Here is a 14,449-nt window from a genome sequence, read left to right as displayed (position 1 = left end):
TAATAATGAAGAATGAATTTAATGGCTTTTATGGTCTTCAAGAGCAAGAAGTAAAACACCTGTGGGAGAACGCCCACTTTGTTTTCGACGCCAATGTGTTGCTTAACCTTTATCGATACCAGGAAAGCACAACTAAGCAGTTAATAGATGTCATTGAACGCTTTAAAGACAGGGTTTGGGTGCCATACCATGTGGCTCTTGAATATCAGCGAAACCGACTGAAGGTCATCGCTAGTCAACATTCGAAGTTTTCTGAGGTTAAAAAGGTCGTTAACAGCTGTACCTCCACGATGCAGGGGGAGCTAAATAAATTGCAGCTCAGTAAACGACACTCAACGATAACCCCCGATGCTTTCATTAGTGATATCAATGCCGCAGGCGAAAAGTTTCTGAAAGAGCTCGATACGTTAGAAAAAGAGCATTTTAGTGTCGTAGGGGATGATCAGATCCGAATTCGGCTTGATACGTTATTGGACGGTAAGGTTGGCCCAAGGCCATCAAGCCAAGAGGCCATAAAGTCACTTGAGAAGGAGGCTGAAACAAGGTTTAAGAACAAAGTGCCTCCTGGTTATATGGATGATAAGAAAGATCAATCGGGTGAGCCAATATTTTCTTATGCCGATCTAAGCTACCAGAGAAAGTACAGTGACTATATCGTTTGGGCACAAGTAGTTGAATATGCAAAAGAGAGCCAACTGTCAGATCTGATTTTTATCACTGATGACAATAAAGAAGATTGGTGGTTGAAGGTCAAACAAAATGGTGAGAAGACGATATCACCAAGACCAGAGTTAAAGGGGGAAATTAGCCAAAAGTCTGGCGTGAAGCGATTTCATATGTATAGCTCCGAGGGGTTCTTGAAGCAAGCAAATGAACAGTTAAATGCTGGAGTTTCAGAAGAGACGATAGAAGAAGTTAGAGATGTTTCGACTCTGGCGAGTAAAATTTCTTTTCCTGCAGTGATGAGCTTTTTCTCCAAAAGCATTACAAGGTTATTAGTCCTTAATTGGCTAAAAACGCAATATGATGGAGAGGTAAAATCATCTATTGAAACTATAGGTGTCGACTATATTACTCGTTTAGATGAAATATCCGTAGCAATCAATCTTGTAGAGGTTCAAAGCCCTGATGGGGTAATTGGTCTTGTTAGTAAGTCGATTGTTAAAGCGCATCATTTCGCTAAAAAGAGTGGAATGGATAAAGTCAGGTTGATTTTGCAGGTGCCTCAAGTCGAAGTCGCTTCTGAAATAACTGCAATATTAACAAGGGAGCTGTCTGATCTTCCGCTCACGGAGTGTACGATAGGTACAATCTCAGGAGGTGGGGACATAGCTTCTATGAAGGTTTTTGAGGAACTAGTAACATTTTCGGTTGGAAGTTAAAAATAAGAATGCTTAAGAGTTGAACTCAATTTGATTTTATAAACCAATATAGGCGAGCCGTTTTGTCTGTATTAATCGTAAGTTTGATAGTTTTTATAGGGACACTATAATGAGCAAAGATAAACCTTTAGATAATACCAACAACACAAACACGAATAGCAACGACTCTACGAGCAGTAATGAACAATATAATGTAGATGAAAGTATGTATGAGAATGTTGAATCTTTTAAACACGAGATCACATCTCATTTCGAACCACCTAAGCCTGCAGGTGGTAGCGATAAGCCAGTTGATAAAAAATAGAGGCTGCCTATGTCTAGCTCTGAGAAAATCTTCAATTGCCAATATCAAATTGGCTTGGGGGTGCACTACCATATGCGTCGTCAGCAGTTTTTTGAGAGCTGGCATCGCGTTACGGGTGCATTATCATTAATATTTTCTACATCTGCAGTGGCTTTTTTTACACAACAAGCGCAGATAGGAATGTTATGTGCTGCATTTGTGGCTGTACTACAGAGTATCGATCTGATCATTGATACTCGCGGTAAAGCTAACCTGCATGATAGCCTCAGACGTGATTACTTAGCGGTAAATCAAACCTTACTCGAATTTGGGGATGAGCTGGATGATGCAGGGGATATTTCTATCAAACTTCGTCTTGCCGCGATTGAAATGAATGAGCCCCCAATTAAAAAGCTATTGCTGGAAATTTGTCATAATGATGCTTCCCGTAAGCTAGGTTGTGATGATGACCAACTGCATAAAATCAATTGGTTTAAAGAAAATACAGCGAACTTGTTTAATTGGTCCTCATCAATTCCTAAGCCTGGCGCGGCAAAGTAAGCATCTTTGTAGCAAAGTTTTAATTAACCTGAGTTAGTAAATTATTTACTAACCGAGGTTAATTAACCTTCTCCACTCATACTGCCACTCTGGCAGCATGAAAATACACAAAATATCTACACTTAATAAACACTTTGGTCAAATCTACCCAGTTGCTTTTAGCTGGATAATTTCGGCTGAGGGAGGTCATTCCAATGTAGCTGCCGACCGAGGCGGTGAAACCCTTTACGGCATTAGCCGCCGTTCATATCCCAATATTGATTTCAATACTTTAACCCTCGAAAAAGCTAAACGTATTTACCACCGCGATTACTGGCGCGTGTGTCGCTGTGATGAACTGCCCAATGTATTGGCCATTGCGGTATTCGACGCTGCAGTAAACCACGGGCCACGCATGGCGATTGAAATGCTGCAACGTGCGATTAAGGCTAAGCCTGACGGCATACTCGGCCCTATTACGTTGGCGGCCATCGACCGTCATACTCATGCTCATAAAAACAATGACCTATTGACCCTGTACCTCGCTCGCCGTGGGCGTAAGTATGCCCGCATCGTGATGAATGATCACAGCCAGGCCATATTCCTTTTAGGCTGGATGCATCGCCTCACCAAGCTGCAATTAGCTGTCTACCAAGCTGCCAACCGCTACGGCTGGCAGGGATGGCAGCCGAACTCTGCAAGACGAGCGGCTGCATGAACCGCCATCAGTTAGCACGTTATCAAGCGGGACGCGTTCAGCGTTTAACAGCTGAAACTAAGCGTGCGGATGACTGTGCCAGCGCTTTGCCATGCCCACTCTACAGTCACGATGCCACTTGGCAGAGTCAGTTTCGCCGAGGCTGGTGCAGCGTGAGCATGGTCGATATACAGGCTGAACGACTCAAGTTAAGAGCTGGCAGAACTGTGCATCCAGCCCCAAGCATTGCTAGGCAATCCATCAACGAGATCCATCACATGCTAAGGAGGCACTTATGAGTCAAAAACTCACAAAGCCACACTTTATTGGCCGAGTAGTCACTCATTGGCTTGCCAAAGAGCCACGAAAAATGTTGCTAGAAGAGCCCTTTTCCTTTGTTGATAAAGACGGGATCAAATGGACTGCCCCTGCTGGGTCTATCATCGATGGGGCTTCAATTCCCCGTCCACTGTGGTACCTCATTGGCTCACCATTCAATGGTCGTTATCGCCGCAGTAGTGTGATCCACGATGTTTATTGCGTCACTCAATCACGCCCTCACAAGCAGGTACATCGTATGTTTTATGACGCGATTCGGGCTGATGGTGTCAGTAAAGTTAAAGCCCTAGCCATGTACGGAGCACTCAAAATAGGCGCACCTCGCTGGACGTTCCCTAAAGAAAAACCACCAACAAAAAATAGGAGATACAGATGAAAACCTTTATTTCACTCATGTTAGCTATCTGTTTTAGTGCTTGTGCGAGTTATGAGTTCGGCGATATCTCACGGGTTTATTGTGGCACCACTAGCTCAGAGGCTCGTGCCCAAATCAAAGCCAAAATGAAAGACAACGGCTTAAGTATCGGCATTGATTACTGTGCCTCAGCGGGTTTAGTCGATGCGTTGCTAGAGCATCATCCAGAAAATTAGAGGCTGAGTTACCAGTAATACATGTTTAACCAGGGCCCATTCAATAAGGGGCCATAGATGATAGGAATAGATCATGAGCGACCAGTTTGACCGCGCCAGTGAGCTAGAGCAGCGATACCGTGATGATGCGCTGGCCACACAACAGCGCAAGAGTCATCAAAGCGAACAAGCTTATGAGCAAGGTGGTGTTAGGTACTGCTTGGGTTGTCATTGCGCTATGAGCACAGCAAGGCTAGTTGCAAACCCTCAAGCTGTTCGCTGTGTGCCATGTCAGCAACAGCACGAATAAGGATCTGAACGTGAATGTGATTGAGTGGTTTAAAACCTATTGGGTGCAGATTTACGCATTCATTTCATTGGCTTTCTTATGTGCCAACTGGTTTCTGGCTAAGACCTACGCCAAGCAAGACAACATCAACAAGCTAGAAAAACGGGTCGACCAGCTAGAGAGCGATATAGAGCATCTGCCAAGTAAAGATGAATTTCATCGTCTTGATAAGAACCTAGTCGAGGTCAATGCCCAATTAAAGGCGGTATCGCCTCAGCTTAAATCGCTGCAACGGATGACTGAGATGCTCACCGAAAATGAACTGAGAGAGAAAAACTAATGGCATTAACTGATATTAAAAATGAACACCAGCGCCGCTCAATATTGACGGCGCTAGCGGCCATGGTGGGCTTTGGTGCTAACCATTCGATGGTACGTGACACCTGCGCCAGCTTCGGTGTTGAGATGGGCAGCGACACGGTTAAAACTCAGCTCTATTGGCTTGAGGAGCAAGGTTTAATCTCAGTCAAAATTCAGGGTAACTATTTACTCGCCGAGCTTAAATCCCGTGGGCAAGATGTGGTTGATGGCCTCACATTTGTGCCAGGCATCAAGCGGCCTAGGGCGGGAGAATAGTATGAAGGTTAAGCCACTTAATGCCTCTCAAAAGAAGTTATTACGTCATTTAGCGCTTGCATTGGCTACGGCTGATTTAGAAGCCAAAGTGCTCAAGCCAAGATGTGAAGCCGAGGGCAAGCCTTTTAAGGATGGCGATTTTAGTAAAATCTATTTTAAGAAGATGCCCGAAGTGGCTCAAGCTGAGCGGGCTTTTAAAAAGGCTGTGGAAGAGGCTTGGGGTGATTTGAAATATTCTTTTGAAGCAGATCGGGAGGAAAAATGACCTCTTTTAATTCAGAGACTCCAACCCGTGGCCGCCGTTCTAAAGTGGACCTGCTGCCAGATGACATTCGTAAGACCTTAGACACAGGTCTGCGTGACGGCTCTATCACTCAGATGGAGCTACTAGGCGAAATCAATGCACTGATAGAGGCTGCAGGTTTGCCCGAAGAGCAGAAACTCTCCCGTTCAGGCTTGAATAGTTACGCCACAAAAATGGAATCCGTGGGTAAGAGTTTGCGTGAAATGCGCGAGATAACGCAAGTTTGGACCGCTGAGCTCGGAGACAAGCCCACAGGTGAAGTCACCAAGCTCATTCTTGAGATGGCCCGCAGTCAGTTGTTCAAAGCCTTGCTTAATGAAGATGGCGAAACTGCCGATGTGGGCATGATCAAAGATGCCATGCTCGCAGTTCAGCGTCTCGAATCAGCCGCCATGGCCAGTCACAAACGTGAGAAAGAGATCCGCAAGGTCTTTGCCGAAGAAGCGGCGAACGCTGCAGTTAAAGTGGCGAGCCAGGCCGGACTCACCGCTGATGCCGTTAGCTCGATTAAGCGTGAAATTTTGGGGATAGCGTGATGACTAAGACCAACACCGTCAACGTCGGCACCATTGGCCATGTTGATAACGGTAAAACTACACTGGCCAAGGCAATAGCTGAAGCGGCGCATAACAGAGAGCAGCAACAGATCCAAGCCGAGATGGCCCAGTTTGATCCCGCCGAGGTGTTACTGCCATACCAGAAGCGCTGGATTGCGGACGAGTCACAACTCAAAATAGCCGAAAAGTCTCGCCGTACCGGTTTAACCTGGGCCGAAGCCGCTGACGGAGTACTGACGGCAGCTGCAGCGCGCAGTGCTGGCGGTAGTAATCATTACTATGTGGGCTCTAACAAGGAGATGGCGCGGGAGTTTATCGATGCCGCAGCTATGTGGGCCAAGGCGTTCAATAAGGCTGCAGGTGAGATCCAAGAGGAAATCTTCCGCGATGAAGATGGCGACAAAGACATTCTCACCTTCGCTATCTATTTCGAATCTGGTTATAAAATTCAGGCGCTGTCATCTAACCCAAGCAACCTACGTGGTATGCAGGGTAACGTCACCATCGATGAAGCCGCGTTCCACGACCGCTTAGGTGAAGTGCTCAAAGCAGCGCTAGCACTCACTATGTGGGGCGATAAGGTGCGCCTTATCAGTACTCATAACGGCACCGATAACCAGTTTAACGAGCTGATTAACGACAGCCGCGCCGGTAAGAAAGATTACAGCGTGCATCGCATCACCCTCGATGATGCCTGTCGTGAAGGCTTGTATAAGCGTATCTGCCAAATTCGTAAAATTGAGTGGAACCAAGCGTTAGAAGACGCCTGGAAAGCTGGGCTACTCAAGGCAACAGCCAGTGAAGAGGATGCATTAGAGGAGTACAGCTGCGTACCCAAACAGGGTGGCGGTACCTACATCAAGCGGGTATTGATCGAAGAGGCGATGGTTAAAGACAACTCCATCCCGATTATTACTCTTGAAGCCCCTAAAGACTTTGAGACCTGGTCAGAGGCTCACCGAAACATTCAGGTTAAAGAGTGGTGTGAACAGATTAAGCCGCACCTAGAAAAACTCAACCCATTATGGAACCACGCCTTCGGTGAGGATTTTGCGCGCAAAGGTGATTTGTCGTTGTTTGTGCCCTTAGAGATAGCGCCCGACTTGAGTAAACGCACCCCGTTCGTGGTGGAACTGGCCAAGCTGACCTATGACGCACAGCGAGAGATCTTGTTCTACATTTGCGACAACTTACCTCGCCTGCAGGGCATGTCTTTCGATGCCACGGGTAACGGTGGTTACCTGGCGGAGGCCGCGATGTTCCGTTATGGCACCGAGATGGTCGAGCAAGTGATGTTAAGTGAGGCCTGGTATCGCGAGTGGATGCCCAAGCTTAAGGCCGAGTTTGAAGACCTCAATCTCAGTATTCCACGTCACCAAGATATTGTTGATGATATGGCCAAAATCAAGGTCACCAACGGCACCCCAAAAATTGATAAAGGCTCAGACAAGAGCGCCACCACTGGCCAGCAGCGTCATGGGGACTTCGCGGTGGCCCTAGCCATGGCCATTCGCGCCAGCTGGATGGAAGGCGGTATTATCGAGTTTACTGCTATTCCAGGCAAAGGCAGCGCTGATAGTGAAAATGACGATTTTGATGACGACTCTTATGAAGAGAGTGGTTACCACAGCTTTGATCGAGGAACCTATTAATCATGGCTATAACAAAGAATGACGAAACAGCTCTGAGAGACAAGACGGTTGAAACAGATAGGAATGGCACCCGGTTCAGCGTGAAGGAGCTCAAGAAGCCGCAAACTGATACTGCTAAATTGGGACATCTTCACAGTCATTATGCTCAGCATCCGAGTCGAGGCTTAACACCGGCTAAGCTGGCCCGAATACTCAGCCAGGCTGAGCAAGGTGATCTGATTGCTCAATGCGAGCTAGCAGAAGATATGGAAGAGAAAGACGGTCATATTTTCTCTGAGCTACAAAAGCGTCGCCGTAGTCTTCTTGATGTTGAATGGCAAATAGTGCCGCCACGTAATGCGTCTGCAGATGAGATTGAAGATGCTGAAATGCTAGCCGAGCAGCTTGAGGATATGCAGATATTAGACGATCTCATTTTCGATATGAGTGACGCCATCTTAAAAGGTTTTTCAAATAGTGAAATTGTTTGGCAGCAGCAAGGCAAGCTTTGGCTGCCTGAAGCGTTTAATTTTAAAGATCCTAGCTGGTTTATGACTGCGCAAACGAATGCGAGTGCCAGTGGAAGTGATAACAACATTGTTGATCGTAACGAACTCCGCCTGCGTGATAACACCGTTGAGGGTGCAGCCTTACAGTCCTTTGGTTGGATAAGCCATGTGCATAAGACTAAGTCGGGTTACCTGGGGCGCAATGGTTTGGCCCGAGTACTGGCTTGGCCGTTCCTGTTCAAAAACTACGGCGTGCGCGATCTCGCTGAATTCTTAGAGATCTATGGCTTGCCGCTGCGCCTGGGTAAATATCCAACTGGCGCGGATAAAACTGAAAAAGCCACCTTGCTGCGAGCTGTGATGAGCATCGGCCACAATGCTGGGGGTATCATTCCCAAAGGGATGGAGATTGATTTTAAAGAAGCGGCCAAAGGCAATAAAGACCCGTTTGAATACATGATAGCCCTGATGGAGAAAACCATCTCCAAAGCGGTATTGGGCGGTACCTTAACCAGTCAGGCCGATGGTAAGTCATCAACCAATGCATTGGGCAATGTACATAACGAAGTGCGTCAGGAACTAAGGGACAGCGACCTTAAGCAGATAGGCAATACGTTAAGTCGTGACTTAGTGCTGCCGATGTACATGCTCAACGGCAAAAGCTATCGAACACCTAATCGTAGCCCACGCTTAGTGTTTAACGTGACAGAGGCCGAAGACCTCAAGGGATATGCCGAGTCTCTGCCTAAGTTGGTGGATATTGGCTTTGCTATTCCTCAAGCCTGGGCACAGAACAAATTGCAGATCCCTGTGGCACAGAAAGATGAAGTGATGCTAACTAAACAAGCTAAAAATGAGAGTACAGAGTTAGCGTTTGATAAACCACAAACCAAGCTTAAGCAGATGGCCATTAAACGAATAGCAGTGCTTAAATCCCAGAGCGAGAAAGAGAAGCAAGAAGTCGATGATGTTGATTTAATGTCTGCAAGCCTACAGGCCGGCATGTCCCCCATATTGGCAGGCTTTACCGATGAGGTGCGTTTATTAGTAGAGAACGCCGAATCGCTAGAAGCGCTGCAGGTGAGCTTGAGCGAGTTAGATCTCAGCATCGATGAGGCCAGTGAAGTGTTGCAATTGGCATTGGTCACCGCCGATTTAGCGGGGCAATTTGATGTAAGCGAGGGTAACTAATGCCTTCAAGTGCCCGCTACGGCTCTTTGCCTTTCGATGAGCAGATAACCTTCTTTCGCAACAAGCTTAATGTGCCAACCGAGTCCTGGAGCGATTTATGGCGTCATGGCCATAACTCTGGCTTTAGTGTTGCTGGTGCAATGAAAGATGACCTGCTTAATGACTTTAGGCGTGCGGTCGATGCCGCCATTGCAGATGGCAAGTCGCTGACCTGGTTTAAAAAAGAGTTTAATAATATCGTCGCCAAATATGGCTGGGAGCATACAGGTAAGGCTAGCTGGCGCGCTAAGGTGATCTTCGATACCAACATGCGCCAAAGCTATAACGCTGGCCGTTATGAGCAGCTGCAGCAGTTTGAGTATTGGCGCTATGCCCATGGCGATAGCCGCTATCCCCGCGAGCTGCATCTCAAGTGGCACGGCATCTTACTGCCTAAGTCCGATCCCTGGTGGCAAACCCACTTTGCGCAAAATGGCTGGGGCTGTAAATGCCGCATCTATGGCGTGAGTCAATCAGAGTTCGAGCGTAAAGGTTTAACAACCACAGCCGCACCGAACGACGGCCTACGCGACTGGACAGACAACAAAACAGGGGAAATACATCAAGTGCCTAAGGGCATAGACCCAGGCTTTGACTACATACCCAAGCGCTCGACTAACCTGGCTAAACAGCAAGCGCTCGCTAAGCAAAAGGCACCCGTTTATCAAGCGCCACAGCGTCATATCCCCAGCGCTTTTAGTACGGTCAAAGGTGTCAATATTGATGGACTTAACCAGGTACTCACTCAGTTGATGGAGACCCCATCCGCGCCGCAGCTGCAGCAACTGGTAAACTTTGTTCAGAGCACCAACCGTAAGACGCTGTTTATTAAATCGGCTGAAATGGCCGGTGGCAAACGAAGTGCAGCCATCAGTGCAGAAGTGGGTCACTATTTGGGGTTTAATGCACGAGAAGCATTGGGAAGGTATACCCTCAGAAAGAATCCTAAGCCTGAAGGGTTTACCAGTATTGATTTTGACCATGTGGTGGTTCAAGTCACAACCCAGCATAAACTGAGCCGCGTGGATATCGACAAGGTGCGTTCAGGCATTGTCAATATTATTAAGCAAGGTGCGATAGAGGCTGGGCCATATCCCATCAATAACAAACAGCTATGGTGGGCGTTCTCGGAGGCTACGGGTGACTTTACTGATGATGCAAGTCGACTTGTCACATGGATACACGAGATGGGCCATCAGGTGCATTACAAATTAGGTCTTCCCAGCCCACCGACTCAGCAGTTTCTGACACATTATGGCAATCCCGCAAGCAGTGAGAAAGAGTGGTTTGCGGAACACTTTACCGCCTATGTATTAGCGCGCACGGAACTGCAGCAAGTGTGGCCAGATGTAGTACACTGGTTTGATGAGCTATTACCTAAAAATGGATGGGGAAAATAATGGCATTTGAACTACTTGCACAAGCCCAGGCAATATACGGGCAAGAACCTTTGGCCAATGATGCCTGGCAGCAACTTGAAGCACTCGCCGCCAAAGCCACCGGAAAAGAGAAGCAATTTATTGAGATGAGCTTTGAGGCGTTAATTGCAGCAGCCAGCAGTGAGCAGTTAGCATTGTGGATGGGTTCAGAGACATCCTTGGAGAATGAAGAGTAATGGCTGGCACCTTCATCACGGTCGATGTTAAAGGCCAACGCAGCATAGCCAAGGCGCTCAATGACCTGCTTAAACGAAGTGGTGATCTCACTCCGGCCTTAGGTGATATAGGCGAATGCTTAACTGAGTCGACCCAGCAACGCTTTATAGATCAACAAGCGCCCGATGGTACGCCCTGGGAAGAACTCAGTAGCACCACCCTTAAGCAGAAGATTAAACAAGGCGAACGAACCGACCGTATCTTAACCGAGTCAGGAACGCTGGCCGATACGCTGCATTACAAGCTCACCAAGGATAGTCTCGAATTTGGTAGCAATATGGAATACGCCGCCATGCATCAGTTCGGTGGTGTCACCAGTCCCTTTAGCATGATGCCCAATCAAGAGATCCCCGCCAGACCCTTTTTAGGTATCGCGCCATTCGAGCGAGTGGAGATCATCGACATACTGCAGCATCATCTGGCTAAAGCACTTTGAAGCACTGTGAATATTTAAATACTTCTATACTTTCAATCAATACAATGAGATTTAAACTAGGTTAAACTGCTTATCACTATGTATTTTTAAACACAGTAACAAATAACAAGGAATGTTAGTTATGAGTCAGAGTCAAACAGAAGAAATCAAAGTCATTTGGAGGCAAGCTCAAAAGTTGAGTGCAAAAGGAAATTTTAAAGAGTTATTGAATCATACCCAAATCAATTCTTCCTACTTGTACTTATGGGTGTGGCCGGATGAAGATCTTGAGTTTTACACTGTCCATGTGAAAATTATTGATGATTTAGATGATGAATTTCGTGAAGGCGAAGACTCTGAATTGATGCAAGAATATGAACCTATCTCAATACCAATTGGACCAGCTCTGATTACGCATCTATTTGCCAACAGTAATTTAAACTCTGATATAGATATATATCTATCAGCTCCCAAAAGAGTTTCTATCCAAGCGTAATATGATCGCCTGCATCATAGTTCTGCTCTGCATGTCGGTACGTGTCACGGCGTGCCCTTAAACGCATTTTAAGCGATGATATGAGTTAAATGACATTATGTGGTGTGTGGGTTCTTCAAATTCCAATGCGGCGTTTATAAAAGGTTTATAAAGAGGTAATAGCTTTGAGTAGAGGAAGCAATATGAAAAAATCTGGTATACATAATTTAAATATGCGGAAATGATGATTCATGAATAAATTTGAAATCGCAATGATAACGTTGTTCACTGGGTTCGTTTTGGGGCAAATGGTTGATTGGCTCAAGTATATTTGGGTTATTAAGCATAAGGAAGCTGCGATAAGAGCTGAACTCGAAGATTTAATAGACGACTTCCAACACTCTCTTACACGGTTAAAGCAAGCGATAGTGGAGCTTGATGATGGCCCTAGAGCTTACTATATGCCTAAAAGTATAAGTTCAAAAATATATGATGCTTTATACGCTGAAGTCGCTCCATTTTTAACCCGAGAAGAAAGAAGGGAAATAAATACTATTTATGAGCATGTAAAGAATTTTAATGAAGGGCTGAGCCGCCCGATTCAAGGTAAACTTAAAGCAAGGTTAGTTGAAATGTATGCAGACTGTAAGTGGGGTCATGAATGTACAATTTCATTTTTTGAAAAGGGAAATATAATAAAACTTAGGGACAATGAAGATAAAATCAGCGAGGTAAACAAAGATATACAGGATGTCACCCGTCTAGCAGGGCTGTAAGTCATCTATCAAATTCATCAAATAAATTTTTTGGATATCTTTGAAATAGGTTAACTGAGCTTCTATACATTCTATATCACAATATATTTAATGTAAGGAATTTGTATGGAAGCTGGTATAGGACAATTAACTTTAGTTGGTATAACAGAAGTCTTTATAGGGTGCATGTTTTCATTGCTTGTCGCATGGTGTTATTACAGAAAAGCGAGCAAAAAACTTCGAGAAGAAGCTAATAAACTTTGTCGGCTCAATGAGGCCATGCTAGTAAGTATGCAGCATGCTGGGTGGATCATATTGATCTTGGATGATGAAGGTCACTTTCTAGATTTTCAACTAGTAGTGAAGCCTGAAGGGATACCAAGTGAAGCCAATGTTCCCGCCCCGACGGTTACCCAAACAACACCTAAAGAGTAGTACTAAAATAAGTAGTAACTCAAAGCACATCATACGTAGGTACTGAGAATCGATGTTAGGTAGTAGTGTTTTTAATTTTTCATTTTCGATAGCGAATAATGAATACTTGAACTTAAAATGATGTAAACCAATCAAAGGAAGGAATTACATCATGCATAGCCCCAAATTGTTTGAACACCCAGAAGGCAGAACCAATTACCGCATAAAAAACGAGTATGGTAATTACACAACTATCGCGATTGATAAATGGGTTGCGGATATATTACAAGAAGTACTGGAAGACGTAGCCGAATATATCCAATCAAAATATGGCATCGCATTGGCTAGGTGGCCGCTTATTACTCGAAGAAGTAGAGGTCAGATAATTAGGAGTAATGCAATGAAACATGCATTTTTATATCAGAACGTGCATAAGCGTCTTTTGGGTTGGAATACTGATGACGTATTAGAGTCACTAGAAATAAAACCTAAGTAACTTTACTAACCCAGGTTAATACAGCTTCCTCCCCACAACGATCATTGTGGGGTCATGAAATCAAATCGCACTAACACTCATATTCAAACAGTTGCCATTGCAGCACTGAGCAACCTTCAAGGCATCCAGTCTCACGACGGTGAGCCTGTAGCTGTACTGACCTTTGATAGCGCTCAATTAGACATCAACAACACCTCTCGTGTGCAGCTGCTGCCCGATGGCAAGTTTGCCGCCACCGATGGTCGCCCCTTCGAAGTACCTGGTGGCAAGTGGCTAATGGATGCATTGGCCTTTAGCAATCTCCAGGCGAACGCCGCGACCCGCAGCAATGATTTCCACTTTGATTATGAACACCAAACCCTCAACAGTGACATGAACGGTAAGCCTGCACCTGCTGCAGGTTGGTTTAGTGAGCTGGAATATGTGCCTGGTGAAGGCCTGTTTGCATTAAATGTCGACTGGACTACAGCTGCTAACCAATTCATTGCTAATAAAGAATATCGCTACACCTCTGCCGTTTTTAGTTATGACGCCCAATCGGGTCGCCCGTTGGCGCTGCTGCACGTTGCTTTAACCAATGATCCTGCCCTTGATGGCATGAAGGCTATTGCGGCGCTTAAAGCCTGTGCTCATTCCAATTCCACCAACCCTGCTCACTCATTAACAACATCTCAATCAACAAAAGGAAATAAACCCATGACTGAAGCACTCAAACTGCTACTTGGTTTACTTGGCATCGATGAGCCTGGTGATTTAAGTGATACCGCTGCGCTGAAAACCGCCACTGACACAGCCAAAACTGCCATCGCAGCGCTTAAAACTAAGGCTGATAAGTCAGGCACGTTGGAGACTGAACTTAATACCGCTCAAGCCTCGGTTGCGGCACTTAAAAACGCAAGCGGTGAAGTGGACTTGAGCAAGTATGTGCCTAAAGCCACCTATGACGCGCAGGTGACGGCAATGGCCGCACTGAAGGCTGGCAGTGATAAAGATTCGGTGGAGCAGCTACTTAAAGATAACGCCGATAAGGTGCTTGAAGCTGAAACCGACTATCTCACCAGCTTTGGTAAGCAGCAAGGCGTCGCTGCACTTAAAGCCATGCTCGAAGCTCGTCCGGCCATTGCGGCACTAAAAAACACACAGACCCAGGGTAAGAAAAAACCGGGTGAAAATGGTGAGCAACTAAGCACCGAGCAGTTAGCGGTATGTAAAAACATGGGCCTCACAGTTGATGAGTTCAAGGCCTCACTTTCTACGACTCAAGATTAAAGG

At 45.9% G+C, this 14,449-nt stretch carries 22 protein-coding genes; all 22 read left to right on the top strand.

The genetic code is table 11. The features are described 5' to 3' along the window. The first annotated feature begins 5 nt into the window (after window positions 1-5). Window positions 6-1,382, top strand: a complete 1,377-nt coding sequence (locus FM038_RS17435) for a PIN-like domain-containing protein (protein WP_142874595.1) — start codon at window positions 6-8, stop codon at window positions 1,380-1,382. 109 nt (window positions 1,383-1,491) lie between these two features. Further along, window positions 1,492-1,686: a hypothetical protein gene (locus FM038_RS17430; RefSeq protein ID WP_142874594.1), complete on the top strand. Its 195-nt coding sequence runs from the start codon at window positions 1,492-1,494 to the stop codon at window positions 1,684-1,686. A gap of 9 nt (window positions 1,687-1,695) precedes the next feature. Beyond that, a complete protein-coding gene (locus FM038_RS17425; RefSeq protein WP_142874593.1) occupies window positions 1,696-2,226 on the top strand; it encodes a hypothetical protein in 531 nt (176 codons plus the stop codon). Between the two features lie 97 nt (window positions 2,227-2,323). Further along, on the top strand, window positions 2,324-2,923 hold the full coding sequence (locus tag FM038_RS17420) for a glycoside hydrolase family 108 protein (RefSeq protein WP_142874592.1): 600 nt from the start codon (window positions 2,324-2,326) through the stop codon (window positions 2,921-2,923). Further along, entirely contained in the window at window positions 2,920-3,201 is a 282-nt protein-coding gene (locus FM038_RS17415; protein ID WP_142874591.1) for a hypothetical protein, read from the top strand. The genes FM038_RS17420 and FM038_RS17415 overlap by 4 nt, the downstream gene beginning before the upstream one ends. Then, window positions 3,198-3,617, top strand: coding sequence for a DUF1353 domain-containing protein (locus FM038_RS17410; protein WP_142874590.1), 420 nt, complete (start codon window positions 3,198-3,200; stop codon window positions 3,615-3,617). The genes FM038_RS17415 and FM038_RS17410 overlap by 4 nt, the downstream gene beginning before the upstream one ends. Then, the gene (locus FM038_RS17405; RefSeq protein ID WP_142874589.1) at window positions 3,614-3,832 is read left to right on the top strand and encodes a hypothetical protein; all 219 of its coding nucleotides are present in this window, start codon (window positions 3,614-3,616) and stop codon (window positions 3,830-3,832) included. The genes FM038_RS17410 and FM038_RS17405 overlap by 4 nt, the downstream gene beginning before the upstream one ends. A gap of 73 nt (window positions 3,833-3,905) precedes the next feature. Next, complete coding sequence (locus tag FM038_RS17400) at window positions 3,906-4,121, top strand: TraR/DksA C4-type zinc finger protein (protein ID WP_142874588.1); 216 nt, start codon at window positions 3,906-3,908, stop codon at window positions 4,119-4,121. Between the two features lie 10 nt (window positions 4,122-4,131). Next, entirely contained in the window at window positions 4,132-4,440 is a 309-nt protein-coding gene (locus FM038_RS17395; RefSeq protein WP_185965857.1) for a DUF2730 family protein, read from the top strand. Beyond that, a complete protein-coding gene (locus FM038_RS17390; RefSeq protein ID WP_142874586.1) occupies window positions 4,440-4,736 on the top strand; it encodes a VpaChn25_0724 family phage protein in 297 nt (98 codons plus the stop codon). Before FM038_RS17395 ends, FM038_RS17390 begins: the two co-directional genes overlap by 1 nt. Window position 4,737: 1 nt before the next feature. Further along, window positions 4,738-5,001: a hypothetical protein gene (locus FM038_RS17385; RefSeq protein ID WP_142874585.1), complete on the top strand. Its 264-nt coding sequence runs from the start codon at window positions 4,738-4,740 to the stop codon at window positions 4,999-5,001. Continuing rightward, the gene (locus tag FM038_RS17380) at window positions 4,998-5,576 is read left to right on the top strand and encodes a DUF3486 family protein (protein WP_142874584.1); all 579 of its coding nucleotides are present in this window, start codon (window positions 4,998-5,000) and stop codon (window positions 5,574-5,576) included. The genes FM038_RS17385 and FM038_RS17380 overlap by 4 nt, the downstream gene beginning before the upstream one ends. Further along, on the top strand, window positions 5,576-7,249 hold the full coding sequence (locus FM038_RS17375; RefSeq protein WP_142874583.1) for a terminase large subunit domain-containing protein: 1,674 nt from the start codon (window positions 5,576-5,578) through the stop codon (window positions 7,247-7,249). The genes FM038_RS17380 and FM038_RS17375 overlap by 1 nt, the downstream gene beginning before the upstream one ends. A 2-nt stretch (window positions 7,250-7,251) precedes the next feature. Next, the gene (locus tag FM038_RS17370) at window positions 7,252-8,928 is read left to right on the top strand and encodes a DUF935 domain-containing protein (RefSeq protein WP_185965856.1); all 1,677 of its coding nucleotides are present in this window, start codon (window positions 7,252-7,254) and stop codon (window positions 8,926-8,928) included. Then, window positions 8,928-10,367, top strand: a complete 1,440-nt coding sequence (locus FM038_RS17365) for a phage minor head protein (protein ID WP_142874582.1) — start codon at window positions 8,928-8,930, stop codon at window positions 10,365-10,367. Before FM038_RS17370 ends, FM038_RS17365 begins: the two co-directional genes overlap by 1 nt. Next, window positions 10,367-10,582, top strand: coding sequence for a hypothetical protein (locus tag FM038_RS17360; RefSeq protein ID WP_142874581.1), 216 nt, complete (start codon window positions 10,367-10,369; stop codon window positions 10,580-10,582). Before FM038_RS17365 ends, FM038_RS17360 begins: the two co-directional genes overlap by 1 nt. Next, window positions 10,582-11,058 carry a phage virion morphogenesis protein gene (locus FM038_RS17355; RefSeq protein WP_142874580.1) on the top strand — a complete coding sequence of 159 codons (477 nt, stop codon included), beginning with the start codon at window positions 10,582-10,584 and terminating at the stop codon, window positions 11,056-11,058. Before FM038_RS17360 ends, FM038_RS17355 begins: the two co-directional genes overlap by 1 nt. Before the next feature lie 121 nt (window positions 11,059-11,179). Then, window positions 11,180-11,533, top strand: coding sequence for a hypothetical protein (locus FM038_RS17350; protein WP_142874579.1), 354 nt, complete (start codon window positions 11,180-11,182; stop codon window positions 11,531-11,533). 230 nt (window positions 11,534-11,763) lie between these two features. After that, window positions 11,764-12,288, top strand: coding sequence for a hypothetical protein (locus FM038_RS17345; RefSeq protein WP_142874578.1), 525 nt, complete (start codon window positions 11,764-11,766; stop codon window positions 12,286-12,288). A 105-nt stretch (window positions 12,289-12,393) separates the two neighbouring features. Continuing rightward, window positions 12,394-12,702: a hypothetical protein gene (locus FM038_RS17340; protein WP_142874577.1), complete on the top strand. Its 309-nt coding sequence runs from the start codon at window positions 12,394-12,396 to the stop codon at window positions 12,700-12,702. Window positions 12,703-12,853: 151 nt separating this feature from the next. After that, window positions 12,854-13,177, top strand: coding sequence for a hypothetical protein (locus FM038_RS17335; RefSeq protein WP_142874576.1), 324 nt, complete (start codon window positions 12,854-12,856; stop codon window positions 13,175-13,177). Window positions 13,178-13,231: 54 nt separating this feature from the next. Beyond that, window positions 13,232-14,446: a phage protease gene (locus tag FM038_RS17330; RefSeq protein ID WP_142874575.1), complete on the top strand. Its 1,215-nt coding sequence runs from the start codon at window positions 13,232-13,234 to the stop codon at window positions 14,444-14,446. Window positions 14,447-14,449 lie beyond the last annotated feature (3 nt).

This window comes from Shewanella eurypsychrophilus, from assembly GCF_007004545.3.
Lineage (GTDB): Bacteria > Pseudomonadota > Gammaproteobacteria > Enterobacterales > Shewanellaceae > Shewanella > Shewanella eurypsychrophilus.
This window is presented reverse-complemented; position numbering and strand designations above follow the sequence as displayed.

What these genes read in the sequence shown, in the direction of transcription:
- FM038_RS17435 (WP_142874595.1), top strand. Translation starts at nt 6, where the DNA reads ATGAAGAATGAATTTAATGGCTTTTATGGTCTTCAAGAGCAAGAAGTA.
- FM038_RS17430 (WP_142874594.1), top strand. Translation starts at nt 1,492, where the DNA reads ATGAGCAAAGATAAACCTTTAGATAATACCAACAACACAAACACGAAT.
- FM038_RS17425 (WP_142874593.1), top strand. Translation starts at nt 1,696, where the DNA reads ATGTCTAGCTCTGAGAAAATCTTCAATTGCCAATATCAAATTGGCTTG.
- FM038_RS17420 (WP_142874592.1), top strand. Translation starts at nt 2,324, where the DNA reads ATGAAAATACACAAAATATCTACACTTAATAAACACTTTGGTCAAATC.
- FM038_RS17415 (WP_142874591.1), top strand. Translation starts at nt 2,920, where the DNA reads ATGAACCGCCATCAGTTAGCACGTTATCAAGCGGGACGCGTTCAGCGT.
- FM038_RS17410 (WP_142874590.1), top strand. Translation starts at nt 3,198, where the DNA reads ATGAGTCAAAAACTCACAAAGCCACACTTTATTGGCCGAGTAGTCACT.
- FM038_RS17405 (WP_142874589.1), top strand. Translation starts at nt 3,614, where the DNA reads ATGAAAACCTTTATTTCACTCATGTTAGCTATCTGTTTTAGTGCTTGT.
- FM038_RS17400 (WP_142874588.1), top strand. Translation starts at nt 3,906, where the DNA reads ATGAGCGACCAGTTTGACCGCGCCAGTGAGCTAGAGCAGCGATACCGT.
- FM038_RS17390 (WP_142874586.1), top strand. Translation starts at nt 4,440, where the DNA reads ATGGCATTAACTGATATTAAAAATGAACACCAGCGCCGCTCAATATTG.
- FM038_RS17385 (WP_142874585.1), top strand. Translation starts at nt 4,738, where the DNA reads ATGAAGGTTAAGCCACTTAATGCCTCTCAAAAGAAGTTATTACGTCAT.
- FM038_RS17380 (WP_142874584.1), top strand. Translation starts at nt 4,998, where the DNA reads ATGACCTCTTTTAATTCAGAGACTCCAACCCGTGGCCGCCGTTCTAAA.
- FM038_RS17375 (WP_142874583.1), top strand. Translation starts at nt 5,576, where the DNA reads ATGACTAAGACCAACACCGTCAACGTCGGCACCATTGGCCATGTTGAT.
- FM038_RS17370 (WP_185965856.1), top strand. Translation starts at nt 7,252, where the DNA reads ATGGCTATAACAAAGAATGACGAAACAGCTCTGAGAGACAAGACGGTT.
- FM038_RS17365 (WP_142874582.1), top strand. Translation starts at nt 8,928, where the DNA reads ATGCCTTCAAGTGCCCGCTACGGCTCTTTGCCTTTCGATGAGCAGATA.
- FM038_RS17360 (WP_142874581.1), top strand. Translation starts at nt 10,367, where the DNA reads ATGGCATTTGAACTACTTGCACAAGCCCAGGCAATATACGGGCAAGAA.
- FM038_RS17355 (WP_142874580.1), top strand. Translation starts at nt 10,582, where the DNA reads ATGGCTGGCACCTTCATCACGGTCGATGTTAAAGGCCAACGCAGCATA.
- FM038_RS17350 (WP_142874579.1), top strand. Translation starts at nt 11,180, where the DNA reads ATGAGTCAGAGTCAAACAGAAGAAATCAAAGTCATTTGGAGGCAAGCT.
- FM038_RS17345 (WP_142874578.1), top strand. Translation starts at nt 11,764, where the DNA reads ATGAATAAATTTGAAATCGCAATGATAACGTTGTTCACTGGGTTCGTT.
- FM038_RS17340 (WP_142874577.1), top strand. Translation starts at nt 12,394, where the DNA reads ATGGAAGCTGGTATAGGACAATTAACTTTAGTTGGTATAACAGAAGTC.
- FM038_RS17335 (WP_142874576.1), top strand. Translation starts at nt 12,854, where the DNA reads ATGCATAGCCCCAAATTGTTTGAACACCCAGAAGGCAGAACCAATTAC.
- FM038_RS17330 (WP_142874575.1), top strand. Translation starts at nt 13,232, where the DNA reads ATGAAATCAAATCGCACTAACACTCATATTCAAACAGTTGCCATTGCA.